This is a genomic window from Streptomyces sp. C10-9-1 (assembly GCF_024497955.1).
Lineage (GTDB): Bacteria > Actinomycetota > Actinomycetes > Streptomycetales > Streptomycetaceae > Streptomyces > Streptomyces sanyensis.
Genome location: NZ_JANHKP010000012.1, coordinates 89,534 through 109,775, shown reverse-complemented (window position 1 = coordinate 109,775; position 20,242 = coordinate 89,534). Strand labels below are relative to the sequence as shown.

Sequence of the window (20,242 nt, the reverse complement as noted above, 5' to 3'; positions counted from 1 at the left end):
TCGAATCGGCTACCTTGATCGGCTCTCCACCCGGGTGCGGGCACACGGATGCACGAGAACCGACGCATCAGTCTACGTCAGGGGTCCCGAAAAGACGAATCCGTCAAGTCTGCCCAGCGGCGTAGATCGTTATGCGGGCGGGGCCCTCCGGGCGCGCACCGCCCGGAGGGCCCGGCGGCGGCTCAGGCCGAGGCGGCCGGGTCCGGCGCCGCGGTGATCCCCAGTTCCGCCAGCTTGGCCTTGCCGCCGTCGGGGGCGGTCAGCACCAGCGGGCCCTCCTCCGTCAGCGCCACGGAGTGCTCCCAGTGCGCCGACCAGGTGCCGTCGGTGGTGACCACCGTCCAGTCGTCGGCGAGGACCTCGGTGTGGGGCGTGCCCAGCGACACCATGGGCTCGATCGCCAGGCAGAAGCCGGGCACGATCTTCGGTCCGCGCCCGCGCTTGCGGGAGACGTAGTTCAGCAGGTGGGGGTCCATGTGCATCTCGGTCCCGATGCCGTGGCCGCCGTAGTCCTCGATGATCCCGTACCTGCCCGTCGCCGGCCGGGGCTGGCGGCGGATGTAGGTCTCGATGGCGCGGGAGACGTCCACCAGCCGGGCACCGTTGCGCATCGCCGCGATCCCCGCCCACATCGACTCCTCGGTCACCCGGGAGAGCTCCACGAGCTCCTGGGAGTGGCCGGTGCCCACGAAGGCGGTGTACGCGGCGTCGCCGTGCCAGCCGTCGATGATCGCACCGCAGTCGATCGAGATGACGTCCCCGTCCTTCAGGACGGTCTTCTCGTCGGGGATGCCGTGGACCACGACCTCGTTGACCGAGGTGCAGATGGTGGCCGGGAAGCCCCCGTAGCCCAGGAAGTTCGACTTGGCGCCGTGGTCGGCGATCACCTTGCGGGCGACCTCGTCCAGGTCGCGGGTGGTCGCGCCGGGCACGGCGGCCTCCCGCGTGGCCGCGTGGATGGCGGCGACGACAAGTCCCGCCTCGCGCATCTTCGCGATCTGCTCGGGGGTCTTGATCTGCACCATTGCAGCGGGCGCCTTTCTGGGGGGAACGGAGGGGTGTGTCAACGATAAGGCCGCGGCGTCCACCGGACACCGCGGCCTCGTCTGGTTCGTGCGGGATCAGCCCTGTGCGGCCTCGTCGACCTGGAGGGCCTCCATCGCTCGGGCGGTCACCTCGGCGACCTTGCCCAGCGCGGAGATCGTGACCACCAGGCCCTGGGCCTTGTAGTAGTCGATGATCGGCTCGGTCTGCGTGTGGTAGACCTCCAGCCGCTTGCGGACCGTCTCCTCGGAGTCGTCGTCGCGCTGGTACAGCTCGCCGCCGCACTCGTCGCAGACGCCCTCCGCCTTCGGCGGGGTGTAGACCACGTGGTAGACGTGCGCGCTGCTGTTGCGGCACACCCGGCGGCCGGCGATGCGCTTGACCACCTCGTCCTCGGGGACCTCCAGGTCGAGCACCGCGTCCAGGGCGACGCCCTCACCGCGGAGCATCCCGTCCAGCGCCTCGGCCTGGCCCACGTTGCGCGGGAAGCCGTCGAGCAGGAAGCCGCCCTCGGCGTCGGCCTGGGCCATGCGGTCCCGGGCCATCCCGATGGTCACCTCGTCCGGCACCAGGTTGCCCGCGTCCATGTAGGACTTGGCGCGCTTGCCGAGCTCCGTGCCCTGCGAGATGTTGGCACGGAAGAGGTCACCCGTGGAGATGTGCGGGATCGACAGGTTCTTCGCGAGGAAGGCGGCCTGCGTTCCCTTCCCGGCACCGGGCGGTCCGACGAGGACGATACGCATCAGCGGAGGAACCCTTCGTAATTACGCTGCTGGAGCTGGCTCTCGATCTGCTTCACGGTCTCCAGACCCACACCCACGATGATGAGGATGCTCGTCCCGCCGAACGGGAAGTTCTGGTTCGCGCCTCCGAAGCCTGCCAACGCCATCGTCGGGACAAGAGCAATCAGACCCAGGTACAGCGAGCCCGGCCAAGTGATCCTGTTGAGCACGTAGCTCAGGTACTCGGCAGTAGGACGACCAGCCCGGATGCCCGGGATGAAGCCACCATACTTCTTCATGTTGTCCGCGACTTCCTCGGGGTTGAACGAGATCGCCACATAGAAGAAGGCGAAGAACACGATCAGGAGGAAGTAGGTCGCGATGTAGTAGGGGTGGCTTCCCGTGACGAAGTGGGTCTCGATCCAGGTCTTCCAGCCGGACTGCGAGGTGGAGAACTGGGCGACCAGCGCCGGGATGTAGAGCAGCGACGAGGCGAAGATGACGGGAATCACACCCGCCTGGTTCACCTTGAGCGGGATGTACGTGGACGTACCGCCGTAGGACCTGCGGCCGATCATGCGCTTCGCGTACTGGACCGGGATCCGGCGCTGGGCCTGCTCGACGAAGACGACGAGGCCGACCATCACGAAGCCGATCAGGATGACGGTGCCGAACTCGATCCAGCCGCCGGCGAGCTTGCCGCTCTCCTTGATGGCCCACAGGGCGCCCGGGAAGCCGGCGGCGATCGAGATGAACATCAGGATCGACATGCCGTTGCCGATGCCGCGGTCGGTGATGAGCTCGCCGAGCCACATGACGGCCGCGGTGCCCGCGGTCATGGTGATGACCATGACGACGGTGGTGAAGATCGACTGGTCGGGCACGATCTGGTCGCCCACGCGGCAGCCGCTGAACAGGGCGCCGCTGCGGGCGGCGGCCACGATGCCGGTGCCCTGCAGGACGGCGAGCGCCACGGTCAGGTAGCGGGTGTACTGCGTGATCTTGGCGGTGCCGGACTGGCCCTCCTTCTTGAGGGCCTCCAGCCGCGGGATCACCACCGTCAGCAGCTGGAGAATGATGCTCGCGGTGATGTACGGCATGATGCCGAGCGCGAAGATGGTGATCTGCAGCAGCGCACCGCCGCTGAACATGTTCACCAGCCCGAACAGGCTGTTATTGCCCTGCGAGGCTGCATCCACACAGATCTGGACGTTCTGGTAACTCACGCCCGGAATCGGGATCTGTGACCCGAGGCGGTACAGAACGATGATGCCCAGGGTGAAGAGCAGCTTCTTGCGCAGGTCGGGCGTCTTGAACGCCCGGGCGAACGCGGTGAGCACGGTGCCTCCTGCGACCCCCGCGCTAAGCGTCAGAGGTGACGGTCTTGAGGATCGACGAATACGTATTCAGCCAGAACCGCCCGGCGCACCGGGCGGCGTGTTCTGGAGGCCAGCGGTTTCGCCGCTACTGTCAACGACCTCCAGGAGCAGAGCAACAGTGCACGCCACCTTACCGGCGACCGCCCCTCCTGGAACAACCATCCAGCCGGGGTATGCCGCAAAGACGACCGGTCGCGCGACCCCGTCAACCCCCTTGCGGTGCCCGGTCTGGGCAGGCTTGCGGTAGAGCGGGGGCCGGTGGGCGGTGTCTGCTGTACCACTGTCCGCGCGGTCCGTCCAGCGGTGCGCCGGGGCCGGGTTCCACACGATGTGGTGACCACCGGACGGGACGGGCCCCGAGGGCGGCGAGGAAGGCCCGGCGGGACCGGAGGTCCCGGAGCGGGCGGCGTGCGGCCGCAGGCACCGTACGGCGGCCTACGGCAACGGCCTGGGCCGCCCCCCTGGAGGGACGGCCCAGGCCGCAAAAGCGTCCGAGACTCAGACGAGCTCGGTCACGGTGCCGCCGGCGGCGGTGATCTTCTCCTTGGCGGAGCCGGAGACGGCGTCGACCGTCACCTGCAGCGCCACGGAGACCTCGCCCTGGCCGAGGACCTTGACGAGCTGGTTCTTGCGCACGGCACCCTTGGCGACCAGGTCGGCCACGGTGACCTCGCCACCCTGCGGGTACAGGGCCGCGAGCTTGTCCAGGTTCACGACCTGGTACTCGGTGCGGAAGGGGTTCTTGAAGCCCTTGAGCTTCGGAAGACGCATGTGGAGGGGCATCTGCCCACCCTCGAAGCGCTCCGGAACCTGGTAACGGGCCTTGGTGCCCTTGGTACCACGACCGGCCGTCTTACCCTTCGACGCCTCACCACGACCCACACGGGTCTTGGCGGTCTTGGCGCCCGGGGCGGGACGGAGGTTGTGGACCTTCAGCGGGTTCTGCTCCGCCATGTCAGTCGACCTCCTCGACCGTCACGAGGTGGCGGACGGTGTGCACCATGCCGCGGAACTCGGGGCGGTCCTCCTTGACGACCACGTCGTTCAGGCGCTTCAGCCCGAGCGAACGCAGGGTGTCGCGGTGGTTCTGCTTGCTGCCGATGTACGACTTCGTCTGCGTGATCTTGAGGCGAGCCATTACGCACCCGCCCCCGCACGCGCACGCAGCAGGGCCGCGGGGGCCACGTCCTCGAGGGGCAGACCGCGGCGGGCCGCGATCTCCTCGGGACGCTGAAGGCCCTTCAGGGCCTCCACGGTCGCGTGCACGATGTTGATCGCGTTGTCCGAGCCGAGCGACTTCGACAGGATGTCGTGCACGCCCGCGCACTCCAGCACGGCACGCACCGGGCCACCGGCGATCACACCGGTACCGGGGGCGGCGGGCTTGAGCAGGACGACGCCGGCAGCCTTCTCACCCTGGATCGGGTGCGGGATGGTGCCCTGGATACGGGGGACCTTGAAGAAGTGCTTCTTGGCCTCCTCCACACCCTTGGCGATGGCGGCCGGCACCTCCTTGGCCTTGCCGTAACCGACACCCACGGTGCCGTCACCGTCGCCCACCACGACCAGCGCGGTGAAGCTGAAGCGACGACCACCCTTCACGACCTTGGCGACTCGGTTGATCGCGACGACGCGCTCGACGTACGCGGTCTTCTCGGCGGCAGCTGCGCCGCCGTCACGGCCCTTCCGGTCCCGCCGCTCGCCGCCACCGGCACCGCTTCCGCGGCGCTGGGGTCCAGCCATTGGATTTACCTCTCTCTTTTCCGCTAGCTACGCTGCGACGGGCTCAGAACTTGAGCCCGGCTTCGCGGGCGGCGTCGGCCAGGGCGGCGATGCGCCCGGCGTACCTGTTGCCACCACGGTCGAACACGACAGCCTCGACACCGGCGGCCTTGGCACGCTCGGCGACCAGGGCGCCGACCTGCTTGGCCTGCGCGGACTTGTCGCCCTCGCCACCGCGGATCGAGACGTCCAGAGTGGACGCCGACGCCACGGTGTGGCCCTTGAGGTCGTCGATGACCTGCGCGACGATGTTGCGGTTCGAACGCGTGACGACCAGGCGCGGACGCTCGGCCGTACCCGACACGTTCTTGCGGATACGGATGTGACGACGCTGCTTCGCGGCGCGCTTGTAAGCGTCGCCCTTGGCGATCTTCGTGCCGTATGCCATGGCTTACTTGCCCGCCTTTCCGACCTTGCGGCGGATGACCTCGCCCGCGTACTTGACGCCCTTGGCCTTGTACGGGTCGGGCTTGCGCAGCTTGCGGATGTTCGCGGCGACCTCGCCGACCTTCTGCTTGTCGATGCCCTCGACCGAGAACTTGGTCGGCGACTCGACCTTGAAGGAGATGCCCTCGGGGGCCTCCACCAGGATCGGGTGGCTGTAGCCGAGCTGGAACTCCAGGTTGGAGCCCTTCGCGGCGACGCGGTAACCGACACCGCTGATCTCGAGCGCCTTGGTGTACCCCTGGGTCACGCCGGTGATCATGTTCGCCACCAGCGTGCGGGACAGGCCGTGCAGGGCCTTGTTCTGACGCTCGTCGTTCGGACGGGTGACGTTGAGAACGCCGTCCTCGCCCTTCACAATCTCGATCGGCGCGGCGACGGTGTGCGTGAGGGTGCCCTTGGAACCCTTCACGACGACCGTGCGGCCATCGATGGTGACGTCCACACCGGCGGGAACCTGGATGGGGAGCTTGCCGATACGCGACATGAGCTGTTCCTCCGTTCCCGACTACCAGACGTAGGCGAGGACTTCCCCACCCACGCCCTTCTTCTGCGCCTGCTGGCCGGTCAGGAGACCGTGGGACGTGGAGATGATCGCCACGCCCAGGCCGCCGAGGACCTTCGGCAGGTTGGTGGACTTCGCGTAAACACGCAGACCCGGCTTGGAGATGCGCTTGATGCCGGCGATCGAACGCTCACGGTTCGGGCCGAACTTCAGCTCCAGGACGAGGTTCTTGCCGACCTCGGCGTCCTCGACCTTCCAGCCGGTGATGAAACCCTCCTGCTGGAGGATCTCGGCGATGTGCGACTTGATCTTGCTGTGCGGCATCGCCACGGTGTCGTGGTACGCCGAGTTCGCGTTACGCAGACGCGTCAGCATGTCTGCGATCGGATCAGTCATGGTCATGAATTGGCCTTCGGCCTCTCTCGCCGGGGTTTCCTGTATGCGCCATCCCTCTCCCCACACAGGGGCGGGACGGGTGCGGCGCGGGGACCTACGGCGTAGTAAGTCGGTAGGGCGGCGGACGCCCAACCCTGCAAGCCTACGGCATGCGGGAGGGCGGCCGCCGTCCAGGTGCTTACCGAGAGACTCCGGGGAATCCCAACGAGGGGATTACCAGGAGCTCTTGGTCACGCCCGGCAGCTCGCCACGGTGAGCCATCTCACGAAGGCACACGCGGCAGAGGCCGAACTTGCGGTACACGGAGTGCGGACGGCCACAGCGCTGGCAGCGGGTGTAGGCACGCACACCGAACTTGGGCTTACGAGCAGCCTTGGCAATCAGAGCCTTCTTCGCCATCTCGCTCACGCCTCCTTGAACGGGAAGCCGAGGTGACGCAGAAGGGCACGGCCCTCGTCGTCGTTGGTCGCCGTGGTGACCACGGTGATGTCCATACCCCGGACGCGGTCGATCTTGTCCTGGTCGATCTCGTGGAACATGACCTGCTCCGTGAGACCGAAGGTGTAGTTGCCACGGCCGTCGAACTGCTTGGGGGACAGGCCGCGGAAGTCGCGGATGCGCGGGAGCGCGAGCGACAGGGTGCGGTCCAGGAACTCCCACATGCGGTCGCCACGGAGCGTGACGTGGGCACCGATCGGCTGACCCTCGCGCAGCTTGAACTGCGCGATGGACTTGCGGGCCTTGGTGACGGCCGGCTTCTGACCGGTGATCGTGGCGAGATCGCGGATGGCTCCGTCGATCAGCTTCGAGTCGCGGGCGGCGTCGCCGACACCCATGTTGACCACGATCTTGACGAGGCCCGGGATCTGCATGACGTTCTCGTAGGAGAACTCCTCACGCAGCTTCGGGGCGATCTCGTCGCGGTACTTCGTCTTGAGACGCGGAGTGGTGGTGGTAGCCATCAGATGTCCTCACCCGTCCGCTTGGCAACGCGGATCTTGTTGCCCTCGTCGTCGAAGCGGAAGCCGACGCGGGTCACGACCTTCTTGCCGTCCTTCTCGACGACGAGCTGGACGTTGCTCACGTGGATCGGAGCCTCGGTGGTCACGATGCCACCGGTCTGCGAACCACGGGCGGTCTGGCCGGCCTTGGTGTGCTTCTTGACCCGGTTGACACCCTCGACCAGGACGCGGTCCTCGCGGGGGAAGGCCGCGATGACCTTGCCCTGCTTGCCCTTGTCCTTGCCGGTGATGACCTGAACCAGGTCGCCCTTCTTGATCTTCATGCTTACAGCACCTCCGGCGCGAGCGAGATGATCTTCATGAACTTCTTCTCGCGCAGCTCACGGCCGACGGGGCCGAAGATACGGGTGCCGCGAGGGTCGCCGTCGTTCTTCAGAATGACGGCGGCGTTCTCGTCGAAGCGGATGTACGAGCCGTCCTGGCGGCGGCGCTCCTTGACGGTGCGAACGATGACCGCCTTGACGACGTCACCCTTCTTCACGTTGCCACCGGGGATCGCGTCCTTGACGGTGGCGACGATGACGTCACCGATGCCCGCGTAGCGGCGACCGGAGCCACCGAGAACACGGATGCAAAGGATCTCCTTGGCACCAGTGTTGTCGGCGACGCGCAGTCGCGACTCCTGCTGGATCACGTCTATCTCCTGATTGTCTGCCGGTTCCCGGCGGGGGTCTCCGCTGGAGACCCCCGCCGAGCCTGGCGGAACGAACTCGAAGGGTTACCCCTTCGAGCGATTACTTGGCCTTCTCGAGGATCTCGACGACGCGCCAGTGCTTGGTGGCGGACAGCTTCCGGGTCTCCATCAGGAGGACGCGGTCGCCGACGCCGGCGGCGTTCTGCTCGTCGTGGGCCTTGAGCTTGTTCGTACGGCGGATGACCTTGCCGTACAGCGCGTGCTTGACGCGGTCCTCAACGGCGACGACGACGGTCTTGTCCATCTTGTCGCTGACGACCAGACCCTCGCGGGTCTTGCGGGCGTTGCGCTCGGTCTTCTGCTCAGTCACGTTGTTCTCGCTCATCAGGCGCTCTCCACCGTCTCGATGCCCAGCTCACGCTCACGCATCAGGGTGTAGATCCGGGCGATGTCCTTGCGGACGGCCTTCAGCCGGCCGTGGTTCTCGAGCTGGCCCGTCGCCGCCTGGAAGCGGAGGTTGAACAGCTCTTCCTTGGCCTCGCGGAGCTTGGCAACAAGCTCCTCGTTGCCCAGCTCGCGCAGCTCGGACGCCTTGGTTCCGGCCGACATCACGCTTCACCTGCCTCGCGCTTGACGATCTTGCACTTCATCGGCAGCTTGTGAGCCGCACGGGTCAGCGCCTCACGCGCGATCTTCTCGTTCGGGTAGGACAGCTCGAACATCACCCGACCGGGCTTCACGTTCGCGACCCACCACTCCGGCGAACCCTTACCGGAACCCATGCGGGTCTCGGCCGGCTTCTTGGTCAGCGGGCGGTCCGGGTAGATGTTGATCCAGACCTTGCCGCCACGCTTGATGTGGCGGGTCATGGCGATACGGGCCGCCTCGATCTGGCGGTTGGTCACGTACGCCGGAGTCATGGCCTGGATGCCGTACTCGCCGAACGCAACCTGCGTGCCACCCTTGGCCATGCCGTTGCGCTTCGGGTGGTGCTGCTTGCGGTGCTTGACCCTACGGGGGATCAGCATGTCGGTCAGGCCTCCGTTCCGGTGCTCTCAGCAGCCGGAGCGGCGGCGGCGGCCTCGGCCTTGGGGGCCTCGGCAGCCTGAGCCTGCTGCGGCTTGCGTCCACGACGCTCGCCACCGCGACCGCGGCCGGCCGGGCGGTCCGCACCGCCGCGGGCCGGACGGTTGCCGGCACGGGCGGCGGCGTTCTCCGCGCGGACCTCGGCGATGTTCTTGACGTCGCCCTTGTAGATCCAGACCTTCACGCCGATGCGGCCGAAGGTGGTCTTGGCCTCGAAGAAGCCGTACTCGACGTTCGCGCGGAGCGTGTGCAGCGGCACACGGCCCTCGCGGTAGAACTCCGAGCGGGACATCTCGGCGCCGCCGAGGCGGCCACCGCACTGGATCTTGATGCCCTTGGCGCCGGCCTTCATCGCCGACTGCATGCTCTTGCGCATGGCACGGCGGAAGGAGACGCGGGAGGACAGCTGCTCGGCGACGGCCTGGGCCACGAGCTGAGCGTCGACCTCGGGGTTCTTGACCTCGAGGATGTTCAGCTGGACCTGCTTGCCGGTGAGCTTCTCCAGGTCGCCGCGGATGCGGTCGGCCTCGGCGCCGCGGCGGCCGATGACGATGCCCGGACGGGCCGTGTGGATGTCCACACGGACGCGGTCACGGGTGCGCTCGATCTCGACCTTGGAGATGCCGGCGCGCTCCATGCCGGACGTCATCATCCGACGGATGGCGACGTCTTCCTTGACGTAGTCCTTGTACAGCTTGTCGGCGTACCAGCGGGACTTGAAGTCCGTGGTGATGCCGAGCCGGAACCCGTGCGGGTTTACCTTCTGGCCCATTACCGGGTTCCTTCCTTGCTGCTGACGACCACGGTGATGTGGCTGGTCCGCTTACGGATCCGGTAGGCACGGCCCTGGGCACGCGGACGGAACCGCTTCAGGGTCGGGCCCTCGTCCACGTACGCCTCGCTGATGAACAGCGACGAGGCGTCCGTGTGGTCGTAGTTGTGCGCGGCGTTGGCGATGGCGCTGTCCAGCACCTTGCCGACCGGCACGCTCGCGGCCTGCGGGGCGAAACGCAGGACCGCCTGAGCCTCCGTGGCATCCATGCCACGGATGAGGTCCACCACGCGGCGGGCCTTCATGGGCGTGACGCGGATGTACCGCGCCTGGGCCCTGGCTTCCATGGTTGTCCCTTCGGTGTAAGTCATGAGTCGTTCCACCCCGCGTCTAGCGGCGCTTCGACTTCCGGTCGTCCTTGACGTGGCCGCGGAAGGTGCGAGTCGGCGAGAACTCGCCGAGCTTGTGGCCGACCATGGACTCGGTGACGAACACCGGGACATGGGTCTTGCCGTTGTGCACCGCGATCGTGTGGCCGAGCATGGCCGGGACGATCATCGAGCGACGGGACCAGGTCTTGATGACGTTCTTGGTGCCGGCTTCGTTCTGGACATCCACCTTCTTGATCAGGTGGTCGTCGACGAAGGGCCCCTTCTTGAGACTGCGCGGCATCTAAACCCGCTCCTAGCGCTTCTTGTTCGTCTTGCGGCGGCGGACGATGTACTTGTTGCTCGCCTTCTTGGGAGAACGAGTACGACCCTCCTTCTGACCCCACGGGGAGACCGGGTGGCGACCACCCGAGGTCTTGCCCTCACCACCACCGTGCGGGTGGTCAACCGGGTTCATCGCCACACCGCGAACGGTCGGGCGGACGCCGAGCCAGCGCTTGCGGCCGGCCTTGCCCCAGTTGATGTTCGACTGCTCGGCGTTGCCGACCTCGCCGATGGTGGCGCGGCAGCGGACGTCGACCAGGCGGATCTCGCCGGACGGCATGCGCAGGTGGGCCATCTGGCCCTCCTTCGCGAGCAGCTGCACGGAGGCACCCGCGGAGCGGGCGAACTTCGCGCCGCCGCCGGGCCGCAGCTCGATGGCGTGGATGGTCGTACCGACCGGGATGTTGCGCAGCGCCAGGTTGTTGCCCGGCTTGATGTCGGCCCCGGGGCCGTTCTCGACGCGGTCGCCCTGGCCCAGGCCGCGCGGCGCGATGATGTAGCGCTTCTCGCCGTCGGCGTAGTGCAGGAGCGCGATGCGCGCGGTGCGGTTGGGGTCGTACTCGATGTGAGCGACCTTGGCCGGCACGCCGTCCTTGTCGTGACGACGGAAGTCGATCACGCGGTAGGCGCGCTTGTGGCCACCGCCCTGGTGACGGACGGTCACACGACCGGTGTTGTTACGGCCACCCTTGCTGTGCAGCGGGCGGACCAGCGACTTCTCCGGCGTGGACCGCGTGATCTCGACAAAGTCGGCGACGCTGGAGCCACGACGGCCCGGGGTCGTCGGCTTGTACTTGCGGATACCCATTGTGTCTCAGTCCTCGGATGATTCCGGACTTCTGGACGATTCCGACCGCCGTCAGGCGGTCGGACCGCCGAAGATGTCGATGCGGTCGCCCTCGGCAAGGGTCACGATGGCGCGCTTGGTGTTGGCGCGCTTGCCGAAACCGGTGCGGGTGCGCTTGCGCTTGCCCTGCCGGTTGATCGTGTTGACCCCGGTGACCTTGACCGAGAAGACCGCCTCGACGGCCTGCTTGATCTGGGTCTTGTTGGCGCCGGGCGCGACGATGAACGTGTACTTGTTCTCGTCGAGCAGCGCGTAGCTCTTCTCGGACACGACCGGCTTGACGAGGACGTCGCGCGGGTCCGTGAAGGTCTTGCTCGTGATCGTGGCCTCGGACATCAGGCCTCGCTCCCTTCGGTGTCGTTGGCGGCCTTGGGGCCGGACACGAAGGACTCGAAGGCGGCCTGGGTGAAGACCACGTCGTCGGAGACGAGCACGTCGTACGTGTTCAGCTGGCCCGGCTCCAGGATGTGCACCTGGGGCAGGTTGCGGGCGGACAGCCACGCGGCCTCGTCCGAGCGCTCGGCGACCAGGAGCAGGTTCTTGCGCTCCGAGATCTTGCCCAGCAGGGACTTGGCGGACTTGGTGGAGACCGCGCCGTCGACCACGCCGGAGACGACGTGGATGCGGGAGTGGCGGGCCCGGTCGGTGAGGGCACCGCGGAGGGCGGCGGCCTTCATCTTCTTCGGGGTCCGCTGCGAGTAGTCACGCGGCACGGGGCCGTGGACGACGCCACCGCCGGCGAACTGCGGCGCACGGGTCGAACCCTGGCGGGCGCGGCCGGTGCCCTTCTGGCGGTACGGCTTCTTGCCACCGCCGCGGACCTCGCCACGGGTCTTGGTCTTGTGCGTGCCCTGACGGGCAGCGGCCAGCTGCGCGACGACGACCTGGTGGATCAGCGGAACGCTGACCTTGGCGTCGAAGATCTCCGCGGGGAGCTCGACGGTCCCGGCCTTGTCGCCTGCCGGCGAAAGGATGTCAATGGTGCTCATCGGTTACCTCAGGCCCCCTTGGCCGCGGTACGGACCAGGACGAGGCCGCCGTTCGGACCAGGAACCGCGCCCTTGATGAGCAGCAGGCCCTTCTCCGCGTCAACGGCGTGAACGGTCAGGTTCTGGGTGGTGACCCGCTCGTTGCCCATGCGGCCAGCCATGCGGAGGCCCTTGAACACGCGGCCCGGGGTGGCGCAGCCACCGATGGAGCCGGGGGAGCGGTGCTTGCGCTGGGTGCCGTGACCGGCGCCGAGGCCACGGAAGTTGTGGCGCTTCATGACACCGGCGAAGCCCTTGCCCTTGCTCTTGCCCGTGACGTCGACCTTGACGCCGGACTCGAACACCTCGGCGGTGATCTCCTGGCCGAGCGTGTACTCGCTGGCGTCGGAGGTGCGGAGCTCCACCAGGTGGCGGCGGGGGGTCACGTCGGCCTTGGCGAAGTGGCCCTTGAGGGGCTTGTTCACCTTGCGCGGGTCGATCTCGCCGAAGGCGATCTGGACCGACTCGTAGCCGTCGGTGTCGTTCGTACGGACCTGGGTAACGACGCAGGGTCCGGCCTTGACGACGGTCACCGGGACGACACGGTTGTTCTCGTCCCAGACCTGGGTCATGCCGAGCTTCTCGCCCAGGACGCCCTTGATCTGCTTAGCCATCTCTTCCGCGCCTCTCAGAGCTTGATCTCGATGTCAACGCCGGCCGGAAGGTCCAGGCGCATCAGCGAGTCAACGGTCTTGGGCGTCGGGTCGAGGATGTCGATCAGGCGCTTGTGCGTGCGCATCTCGAAGTGCTCGCGCGAGTCCTTGTACTTGTGCGGCGACTTGATGACGCAGTACACGTTCTTCTCAGTGGGCAGCGGCACCGGGCCCGCGACCGACGCACCAGTGCGGGTCACCGTCTCGACGATCTTCTTCGCCGAGGAGTCGATGACCTCGTGGTCGTAGGCCTTGAGCCGGATGCGGATCTTCTGTCCCGCCATGGCTACTTCGTAGTCCTGTCTCTCGTATGAACGCTCTGGTACCCGGCGGGTCCTGCTCTCTTCTCCGACCCACGCGGTCGGGCGTGTCGCATCCCCTCTACGAAAATCTCCGCATAGGGAGATCCCAACCAAGGGGGTGCGGGCCGAAGGACCGCGGGACGGGGGAAGAAATCCCACCGGGCGCCTGGCCGGTACCCCGCTGACACTTCCCGGAAGATTCCCGTACGTCCGCCCCTGCACCTCACGGCACATCGCGTGGGACGACGAGTACTGTGGGACTCGCTTCCGGTCCTCCCGGCGGGAGGCGCGCAGCATCGGCACTCAACCGAGCAACCCGGACAGTCTGCCACACGAGGCACGCGCCTGGCCAATCGAGCCCAAGAGAGTACCCCTCGGGGGGTGCGTGTCAAACAGGGGCGCGCGCGGGGAGTGCCGCCGGGCCGCCGGCGCCGCCGACCGGCCGGCCCCCGGAACGCCGTTCCGCCGAGGGGCGGATCACACGGACGGACACGCGCGGGGCCCGTCAGCCCGGGACGGAGATGCGTCCGCGCCGGAGGGCGACGAGGCCGAGCCCCAGGGCCAGCACCAGGGCCGCGGGGACGGCGAGGGCGAGGGCGGGGTGGGTCGCGCGTTCCAGGAACCACGCACCGAGCAGCCCCCCGGCGAACATCGCGGCGACGGACGCCATCCGCCGCAGCTCCCTGCCCCCACCGCCGCCCACCCGGGAGTCCGACGCCAGCGGGGGCAGCGCGATCAGCAGACCGGTGAGGGCCCGGGTCGACACCGTGGTGGGGACGTCGGCGACCGGCGCCCGCAGCGAGGTCACGTTGCGCACCCCCATGGCGCACGCCACCATCGCGATCGCCGCCAGGTGCCGGCCGCCCACCTGCCCCTGCGGAGCGCTCTCGATACCGGCACGCCAGATCACCAGGGCCGCCGCACCCAGCAGGACCCCCTCCCCCACCAGGGCCGCGGCGAACCAGCGCCGGCCGCGGGCGTCGATCGCCGACTCCAGGCGGGATCCCGCGATGGCACCGAAGGCGAACCCGGCGAGGGAGACCCCCGAGACCGTCGCCGAGATCCCCGGCGCCCCGGCGATCGCGAACCCGAGCAGCAGCAGGTTGCCCGTCTGGACCGCCGCGAAGACCGGACCGAGCACCAGGAAGGACACCGCCTCGACCATCCCGGTGGTCAGCGTGAGCAGCACCATCACGGAGGTCAGCGCCCGACCGGTCCTGGGTCTCATACCGGGACGATAGGGGCGCGCACGAGGTGCCGGGCGTACCGCTGGGCACGCCTCACCCCGCTGGGGCAACATCCGCGTCGGGCGGGCTCCCCCACGGCACCCGCCCGGGGCCGGGGCGCCACCGGCCGACCGGACCGGGGCGGGCTCCTCCCGGGCGCGCCGCTCGCGTCACCCGGTCGTCCCCGGTTCATGGCGTGCGCAGCACGCGCCCCCGCAGCATGCCCACGACTACCGGCCCCCGCCCTTCCTCCGGGCTCTTCGCACATCGCGCCCGAAGAGGCGGTACCCCTCCCGCAGGTTCATCCACTCGAAGAAGGCGGCGATCCCCCCGAGGACGGCATGTACCAGGCGAAGCACAACACTCCACGGTCCCTCCACGCCCGCCCCCTCGCCATGTCCTGCCCTCGCACCGGCCACCCGGTCTCTCCACAACACGGCCCCGCGCCTGCGGACTCGGCGACCGCGTGCAGCCTCCGGGCACCCGCCCCCTCCCGGGCGGCTGCGCCCGGGAACGACGGCGGGCGGCGAGCCGTGTCCGTGACGGAGCAGAAGGCGCTCCGGAACCGCCGGCACGGTCCCGTGCTCCCCCCGCCCCCTATGGGTGCCCCTCGCGCTTCCCTCCCGGGCCGCGCCGTCGGACACGGCGGGAGAGCTCCCGGGCCACCCAGCCGGTGAGAACCGCGAAAAGGACGAGCGAAACCCAGTCGAGAACGCTGCCCCAACTGTGGTGCTCCATGTCGATCAGCAGGGTCAGGGCCACTACGCCCCACGGCGCCAGCAGCCCGACCAGCGGCTTCCTGTCGTCCTTCATCGGTCTCTCCCCCCGAGAGATGCGCCCTCCGCTGTCCGCGGCCACCGACCCCCGTGGATCGGGGGCTCGGCGCCGAGGAGCAAGGCCGGTGAGGGGATTGTAGGGGGCGGACACCACCCCTGAACCCGCGGCAGGCCGTCGCCCGACGGGCCCTCTCCCCGGCCCGGTTGGACGGGAGAGCGGGCGGAGTGGTCCCGCCCGCCCCGCGGTGCAGGGAGCCGGTGGCGTGCCGTCGGTTGCGGACGGCGCTCCACAGCCCCGCCACCCCCGGATGCCGCCGCACCGGCACGGGCGCGGGGGCTATAGCACCGTGCTATGGCCAAGCGTTAGTACCCCGTTCACCGTTCCTCGGGAATTCTGGGACATGTCCATGACGAACTCCCGCCCCACAGCCGGGAGTCCGGTGCGGACGCGGCCCCCAGGGGCCGCCAACCCCCACACACGCACGCCCACCCAGCGTGCCTTCGAATCGAGGAACCTTGCGCATATCAAGGCTCATCCCCGCGCTCCTGGCAGCCGTGGTCTCCGTCCTCGCGCTTCTGGCTCCTGCCGCCACCGCGGCACCGGCGCCCGTGCCCCCGACGGCCAAGGCCCCCCAGCCCATCATCGGCGGGGGCTACGCGCAGAGCGGCCCCTGGGCCGCCCGCCTGTTCTCGAACGGCCGGGAGACCTGCTCGGCGACGATCATCGCCCCGACGTGGATCCTCACGGCCAAGCACTGCGTCACCGGCGGCGGGCTGTCCTTCCGCATCGGCAGCCTCGACCAGCACAGCGGCGGCACCGTGGCCAACGGCGTCCGGACGTACACCCACGGCGCGGACCTCGCGCTGGTGCGGCTCGACCGCTCCGTGTCCGCGACCTACGCCCGGCTGGGCCAGCCGGGCACCGTGCGCGTCGGCCAGAACGTGCAGGTCTACGGCTGGGGCGCGACCTCCCGGTGCGGCTCCGAGGCCAACTGCCAGTCCCGCTACCTCAAGGTCGCGAACGTGACGGTGACCCACGGCTGCGGCGACGCCTACGGCGGTTCCGCGATCTGCGCCCGCCGCGGGGACGGCATCACCGCGGGCGGCGACTCGGGCGGCCCGATGATGCTCAACGGCGTCCAGGTCGGCGTGGCCTCCACCAGCGACCGGCAGACCACGACGGCCTACACCAACGTCACGGCGTACCGCTCCTGGATCCAGTCGGTCGCCGGCGTCTGATCCCCCCGGCACGGCAGGACGGCCGGGCCCCGCACCCACACGGATGCGGGGCCCGGCCCCTGTGCGCCCGGCCGCGGGGCGCACAGGGCGCCGCCGCACGCGCACGGCGAAGGGCCCCGCACCCAACAGGGTGCGGGGCCCTCCCACAGCTCGGGCGAGCTGCCGGGTCAGAACACCGGGACTTACTTGGTGATCTTGGTGACCTGGCCGGCGCCCACGGTCCGACCACCCTCACGGATGGCGAACTTCAGGCCCTCCTCCATGGCGACGGGCTGGATCAGCTCGACGGTCATGGTGGTGTTGTCGCCCGGCATGACCATCTCGGTGCCCTCGGGGAGGGTCACGACGCCGGTCACGTCCGTGGTACGGAAGTAGAACTGCGGGCGGTAGTTGTTGAAGAACGGGGTGTGGCGGCCACCCTCGTCCTTCGACAGGATGTAGGCCTGGGCCTCGAACTCGGTGTGCGGCGTGACCGAACCGGGCTTGATGATGACCTGGCCGCGCTCGACGTCCTCGCGCTTGATGCCACGGAGGAGCAGACCGACGTTCTCACCGGCCTGGCCCTCGTCGAGCAGCTTGCGGAACATCTCGATGCCGGTGACCGTGGTGGTGGTCTTCTCCTGCTTGATACCGACGATGTCGACGGTCTCGTTGACCTTCAGGACACCACGCTCGATACGACCGGTGACGACGGTGCCACGACCGGTGATCGTGAAGACGTCCTCGATCGGCATCAGGAACGGCTTGTCGACGTCGCGCTCGGGCTGCGGGATGGCCTCGTCGACGGCCTTCATCAGGTCGAGGACGGACTTGCCCCACTCGGCGTCGCCCTCGAGCGCCTTGAGCGCCGAGACCTTGACGACCGGGACGTCGTCGCCCGGGAACTCGTACTCGGAGAGGAGCTCACGCACCTCGAGCTCGACGAGCTCCAGGATCTCCTCGTCGTCCACCATGTCGGCCTTGTTCAGGGCGACGACGATGTACGGAACGCCGACCTGGCGGGCCAGGAGCACGTGCTCCTTGGTCTGCGGCATCGGGCCGTCGGTGGCGGCGACCACGAGGATGGCGCCGTCCATCTGCGCGGCACCGGTGATCATGTTCTTGATGTAGTCCGCGTGACCGGGGCAGTCGACGTGGGCGTAGTGACGCGACTCGGTCTGGTACTCGACGTGCGCGATGGAGATGGTGATACCGCGCTGGCGCTCCTCGGGAGCCTTGTCGATCTGGTCGAAGGCCGAGGCCTCGTTCAGGTCCGGGTACGCGTCGTGCAGCACCTTGGTAATGGCGGCCGTGAGGGTCGTCTTACCGTGGTCGATGTGACCGATGGTGCCGATGTTGACGTGCGGCTTAGTCCGCTCGAACTTCGCCTTCGCCACTGGGGTCCTCCTGTGGAGTGGTTCTGTACGCCTTACTCATCGGCGCCAGGTGATCTTTGCTGGGAAGCCGACCGCCGGGGGTTCGACCCGAAGGTCTCGGGGCGAACCCCGGCGGACGGTGTCAAGCCTAAAGCGTGAACCCGGGTGGGTTACTCGCCCTTGGCCTTCGCGATGATCTCCTCGGCGACGTTCCGGGGAACCTCGGCGTAGGAGTCGAACTGCATCGAGTAGCTTGCGCGACCCGAGGTCTTGCTGCGGAGGTCTCCGACGTAGCCGAACATCTCCGAGAGCGGCACGAGGCCCTTGACGATCCGGGCGTTCATCCGCTCCTCCATGGACTGGATCTGTCCACGGCGGGAGTTGATGTCGCCGATGACCTCGCCCATGTAGTCCTCGGGCGTGGTGACCTCGACGGCCATCATCGGCTCCAGGAGCACGGGGCTGGCCTTGCGCGCGGCCTCCTTGAAGGCCTGCGAACCGGCGATCTTGAACGCGAGCTCGGAGGAGTCGACCTCGTGGTAGCCACCGTCGATGAGGGTGACGCGCACGCCGGTCATCTCGTAGCCGGCCAGGATGCCGAACTGCATGGCCTCCTGCGCACCCGCGTCCACCGAGGGGATGTACTCCTTGGGGATGCGGCCACCGGTGACCTTGTTGACGAACTCGTACGCGGCGTCGCCGCCCTCGATGGGCTCGATCGCGATCTGCACCTTGGCGAACTGACCGGTACCACCGGTCTGCTTCTTGTGGGTGTAGTCCACGCGCTCGACGGCCTTGCGGATCGTCTCGCGGTACGCGACCTGCGGCTTGCCGACGTTGGCCTCGACCCGGAACTCACGGCGCATGCGGTCGACCAGCACCTCGAGGTGCAGCTCGCCCATACCGCCGATGATGGTCTGGCCGGTCTCCTCGTCCGAGTGAACCTGGAAGGAGGGGTCCTCCTCCGCGAGACGCTGGATGGCGACACCCAGCTTCTCCTGGTCACCCTTGGACTTGGGCTCGATCGCGACCTGGATCACCGGCGCCGGGAAGTCCATGGACTCCAGGATCACCGGGTTCTTGTCGTCGCACAGCGTCTCACCGGTGGTGGTCTGCTTCAGGCCCATGACGGCGACGATGTCGCCGGCGCCCACCGACTCGATCTCCTCACGCTTGTTCGCGTGCATGCGGTAGATCTTGCCGATGCGCTCCTTCTTGCCCTTGACGGAGTTCAGCACCGCGGTGCCGGAGTCCAGGCGACCGGAGTAGATCCGGACGAAGGTGAGCTTGCCGAGGTGCGGGTCGCTCGCGATCTTGAACGCGAGGGCCGACAGCGGCTCCTCGTCGGACGGACGGCGCTTGACGACCGTGTCCGCGTCCTTGACGTCGTGGCCCTCGATGGCCTCGACGTCCAGGGGCGACGGCAGGTAGCGCACGACCGCGTCGAGCAGGGGCTGGACGCCCTTGTTCTTGAACGCGGTGCCGCAGAACACCGGGGTGACGGTGGCGTCCTTGGAGACGCCGGACGCGATGGTGATACGACGGATCGCGGTGTACAGCTGCTCCTCGGTGGGCTCGTTGCCCTCCAGGTACAGCTCCATGATCTCTTCGTCGTTCTCGGCGACCGTCTCCAGGAGCTTGCCGCGCCACTCCTCGGCGGCCTCGGCGTGCGTGGCCGGGATGTCGACGGTGTCGTACATCTCGCCCTTCGTCGCCTCGGCGGACCAGACGAGGGCCTTCATCGTCACGAGGTCGATGACGCCCTTGAAGTCGGCCTCGGCACCGATCGGGAGCTGCATGACGATCGGCACCGCGCCCAGGCGGTCGCTGATCATGTCGACACAGCGGTGGAACTCGGCACCGGTGCGGTCGAGCTTGTTGACGAAGCAGATGCGGGGCACGCCGTAGCGGTCGGCCTGGCGCCACACCGTCTCGGACTGCGGCTCCACGCCGGCCACACCGTCGAACACGGTCACGGCACCGTCGAGCACGCGGAGCGAACGCTCCACCTCGACCGTGAAGTCGACGTGACCCGGGGTGTCGATGATGTTGATCGTGTGGTCGACGTTGGCGAGCGGCCAGTGACAGGTGGTCGCAGCGGACGTGATCGTGATGCCACGCTCCTGCTCCTGCTCCATCCAGTCCATCGTGGCGGCGCCGTCGTGGACCTCACCGATCTTGTAGCTCACACCGGTGTAGAACAGGATGCGCTCGGTGGTCGTCGTCTTGCCCGCGTCGATGTGGGCCATGATGCCGATGTTGCGCACCTTGGCCAGGTCAAGCGAAGTGGTAGCCATAAGGCTTCAGTCTTCTCTCG

General features: G+C 68.2%; 29 protein-coding genes. 1 reads left to right on the top strand and 28 read right to left on the bottom strand.

The genetic code is table 11. From position 1 onward, the window contains the following. Positions 1 to 182 precede the first annotated feature (182 nt). From map to NPS70_RS18615, 26 genes are all read right to left on the bottom strand, one after another. Positions 183 to 1,025: a type I methionyl aminopeptidase gene (map, locus tag NPS70_RS18740; RefSeq protein ID WP_256525453.1), complete on the bottom strand. Its 843-nt coding sequence runs from the start codon at positions 1,023 to 1,025 to the stop codon at positions 183 to 185. A gap of 96 nt (positions 1,026 to 1,121) precedes the next feature. Then, positions 1,122 to 1,787 carry an adenylate kinase gene (locus NPS70_RS18735; RefSeq protein WP_256525452.1) on the bottom strand — a complete coding sequence of 222 codons (666 nt, stop codon included), beginning with the start codon at positions 1,785 to 1,787 and terminating at the stop codon, positions 1,122 to 1,124. Beyond that, entirely contained in the window at positions 1,787 to 3,106 is a 1,320-nt protein-coding gene (gene secY / locus NPS70_RS18730; protein ID WP_256525451.1) for a preprotein translocase subunit SecY, read from the bottom strand. The genes NPS70_RS18735 and secY overlap by 1 nt, the downstream gene beginning before the upstream one ends. Positions 3,107 to 3,643: 537 nt before the next feature. Then, a complete protein-coding gene (gene rplO, locus NPS70_RS18725) occupies positions 3,644 to 4,099 on the bottom strand; it encodes a 50S ribosomal protein L15 (protein WP_256525450.1) in 456 nt (151 codons plus the stop codon). A 1-nt stretch (position 4,100) separates the two neighbouring features. After that, a complete protein-coding gene (gene rpmD, locus NPS70_RS18720; protein ID WP_005313525.1) occupies positions 4,101 to 4,283 on the bottom strand; it encodes a 50S ribosomal protein L30 in 183 nt (60 codons plus the stop codon). After that, positions 4,283 to 4,888 carry a 30S ribosomal protein S5 gene (gene rpsE, locus NPS70_RS18715; RefSeq protein WP_256525449.1) on the bottom strand — a complete coding sequence of 202 codons (606 nt, stop codon included), beginning with the start codon at positions 4,886 to 4,888 and terminating at the stop codon, positions 4,283 to 4,285. The genes rpmD and rpsE overlap by 1 nt, the downstream gene beginning before the upstream one ends. A gap of 43 nt (positions 4,889 to 4,931) precedes the next feature. Beyond that, positions 4,932 to 5,315 carry a 50S ribosomal protein L18 gene (rplR, locus tag NPS70_RS18710; RefSeq protein WP_256525448.1) on the bottom strand — a complete coding sequence of 128 codons (384 nt, stop codon included), beginning with the start codon at positions 5,313 to 5,315 and terminating at the stop codon, positions 4,932 to 4,934. Between the two features lie 3 nt (positions 5,316 to 5,318). Then, entirely contained in the window at positions 5,319 to 5,858 is a 540-nt protein-coding gene (gene rplF / locus NPS70_RS18705) for a 50S ribosomal protein L6 (RefSeq protein ID WP_256525447.1), read from the bottom strand. Positions 5,859 to 5,879: 21 nt separating this feature from the next. Beyond that, the gene (gene rpsH / locus NPS70_RS18700; RefSeq protein ID WP_188337378.1) at positions 5,880 to 6,278 is read right to left on the bottom strand and encodes a 30S ribosomal protein S8; all 399 of its coding nucleotides are present in this window, start codon (positions 6,276 to 6,278) and stop codon (positions 5,880 to 5,882) included. A 207-nt stretch (positions 6,279 to 6,485) separates the two neighbouring features. After that, a complete protein-coding gene (locus NPS70_RS18695; RefSeq protein ID WP_003956452.1) occupies positions 6,486 to 6,671 on the bottom strand; it encodes a type Z 30S ribosomal protein S14 in 186 nt (61 codons plus the stop codon). 5 nt (positions 6,672 to 6,676) lie between these two features. Further along, positions 6,677 to 7,234 carry a 50S ribosomal protein L5 gene (gene rplE / locus NPS70_RS18690; RefSeq protein ID WP_256525446.1) on the bottom strand — a complete coding sequence of 186 codons (558 nt, stop codon included), beginning with the start codon at positions 7,232 to 7,234 and terminating at the stop codon, positions 6,677 to 6,679. Further along, a complete protein-coding gene (gene rplX / locus NPS70_RS18685; protein ID WP_005313570.1) occupies positions 7,234 to 7,557 on the bottom strand; it encodes a 50S ribosomal protein L24 in 324 nt (107 codons plus the stop codon). The genes rplE and rplX overlap by 1 nt, the downstream gene beginning before the upstream one ends. A gap of 2 nt (positions 7,558 to 7,559) precedes the next feature. Then, positions 7,560 to 7,928 carry a 50S ribosomal protein L14 gene (rplN, locus tag NPS70_RS18680; RefSeq protein WP_003956455.1) on the bottom strand — a complete coding sequence of 123 codons (369 nt, stop codon included), beginning with the start codon at positions 7,926 to 7,928 and terminating at the stop codon, positions 7,560 to 7,562. A 100-nt stretch (positions 7,929 to 8,028) separates the two neighbouring features. Then, on the bottom strand, positions 8,029 to 8,313 hold the full coding sequence (rpsQ, locus tag NPS70_RS18675) for a 30S ribosomal protein S17 (RefSeq protein WP_256525445.1): 285 nt from the start codon (positions 8,311 to 8,313) through the stop codon (positions 8,029 to 8,031). Then, positions 8,313 to 8,537: a 50S ribosomal protein L29 gene (rpmC, locus tag NPS70_RS18670; protein WP_017949657.1), complete on the bottom strand. Its 225-nt coding sequence runs from the start codon at positions 8,535 to 8,537 to the stop codon at positions 8,313 to 8,315. The genes rpsQ and rpmC overlap by 1 nt, the downstream gene beginning before the upstream one ends. Beyond that, the gene (rplP, locus tag NPS70_RS18665; protein WP_256525444.1) at positions 8,537 to 8,956 is read right to left on the bottom strand and encodes a 50S ribosomal protein L16; all 420 of its coding nucleotides are present in this window, start codon (positions 8,954 to 8,956) and stop codon (positions 8,537 to 8,539) included. Before rplP ends, rpmC begins: the two co-directional genes overlap by 1 nt. Before the next feature lie 5 nt (positions 8,957 to 8,961). Then, positions 8,962 to 9,786 carry a 30S ribosomal protein S3 gene (gene rpsC / locus NPS70_RS18660; protein ID WP_256525443.1) on the bottom strand — a complete coding sequence of 275 codons (825 nt, stop codon included), beginning with the start codon at positions 9,784 to 9,786 and terminating at the stop codon, positions 8,962 to 8,964. Continuing rightward, on the bottom strand, positions 9,786 to 10,133 hold the full coding sequence (gene rplV, locus NPS70_RS18655) for a 50S ribosomal protein L22 (RefSeq protein ID WP_009327087.1): 348 nt from the start codon (positions 10,131 to 10,133) through the stop codon (positions 9,786 to 9,788). The genes rpsC and rplV overlap by 1 nt, the downstream gene beginning before the upstream one ends. 43 nt (positions 10,134 to 10,176) lie before the next feature. After that, complete coding sequence (gene rpsS / locus NPS70_RS18650) at positions 10,177 to 10,458, bottom strand: 30S ribosomal protein S19 (RefSeq protein ID WP_003956461.1); 282 nt, start codon at positions 10,456 to 10,458, stop codon at positions 10,177 to 10,179. A 12-nt stretch (positions 10,459 to 10,470) separates the two neighbouring features. Continuing rightward, entirely contained in the window at positions 10,471 to 11,307 is an 837-nt protein-coding gene (gene rplB / locus NPS70_RS18645; protein ID WP_256525442.1) for a 50S ribosomal protein L2, read from the bottom strand. A 51-nt stretch (positions 11,308 to 11,358) separates the two neighbouring features. Further along, positions 11,359 to 11,682 (bottom strand): 50S ribosomal protein L23, encoded by a 324-nt coding sequence (rplW, locus tag NPS70_RS18640; protein WP_256525441.1) that lies wholly within the window; start codon positions 11,680 to 11,682, stop codon positions 11,359 to 11,361. Further along, positions 11,682 to 12,335: a 50S ribosomal protein L4 gene (gene rplD, locus NPS70_RS18635; protein ID WP_256525440.1), complete on the bottom strand. Its 654-nt coding sequence runs from the start codon at positions 12,333 to 12,335 to the stop codon at positions 11,682 to 11,684. Before rplD ends, rplW begins: the two co-directional genes overlap by 1 nt. Before the next feature lie 8 nt (positions 12,336 to 12,343). After that, entirely contained in the window at positions 12,344 to 12,988 is a 645-nt protein-coding gene (gene rplC / locus NPS70_RS18630; RefSeq protein WP_256525439.1) for a 50S ribosomal protein L3, read from the bottom strand. A 14-nt stretch (positions 12,989 to 13,002) separates the two neighbouring features. After that, positions 13,003 to 13,311: a 30S ribosomal protein S10 gene (gene rpsJ, locus NPS70_RS18625; protein ID WP_003948644.1), complete on the bottom strand. Its 309-nt coding sequence runs from the start codon at positions 13,309 to 13,311 to the stop codon at positions 13,003 to 13,005. A gap of 523 nt (positions 13,312 to 13,834) precedes the next feature. Continuing rightward, a complete protein-coding gene (locus tag NPS70_RS18620; protein ID WP_256525438.1) occupies positions 13,835 to 14,557 on the bottom strand; it encodes a YoaK family protein in 723 nt (240 codons plus the stop codon). A 595-nt stretch (positions 14,558 to 15,152) separates the two neighbouring features. Beyond that, a complete protein-coding gene (locus tag NPS70_RS18615; RefSeq protein WP_256525437.1) occupies positions 15,153 to 15,368 on the bottom strand; it encodes a hypothetical protein in 216 nt (71 codons plus the stop codon). A 479-nt stretch (positions 15,369 to 15,847) separates the two neighbouring features. Here NPS70_RS18615 and NPS70_RS18610 point away from each other — a divergent pair, with 479 nt between their 5' ends. Then, positions 15,848 to 16,570 (top strand): trypsin-like serine protease, encoded by a 723-nt coding sequence (locus NPS70_RS18610; RefSeq protein ID WP_256525436.1) that lies wholly within the window; start codon positions 15,848 to 15,850, stop codon positions 16,568 to 16,570. A gap of 182 nt (positions 16,571 to 16,752) precedes the next feature. On the opposite strand, the gene tuf is transcribed toward NPS70_RS18610, so the two are convergent. Together tuf and fusA are read right to left on the bottom strand one after the other, a co-directional pair. Next, the gene (gene tuf, locus NPS70_RS18605) at positions 16,753 to 17,946 is read right to left on the bottom strand and encodes an elongation factor Tu (protein ID WP_256525435.1); all 1,194 of its coding nucleotides are present in this window, start codon (positions 17,944 to 17,946) and stop codon (positions 16,753 to 16,755) included. Positions 17,947 to 18,095: 149 nt separating this feature from the next. Then, positions 18,096 to 20,222 (bottom strand): elongation factor G, encoded by a 2,127-nt coding sequence (gene fusA / locus NPS70_RS18600; protein ID WP_256525434.1) that lies wholly within the window; start codon positions 20,220 to 20,222, stop codon positions 18,096 to 18,098. Between the last annotated feature and the right edge of the window lie 20 nt (positions 20,223 to 20,242).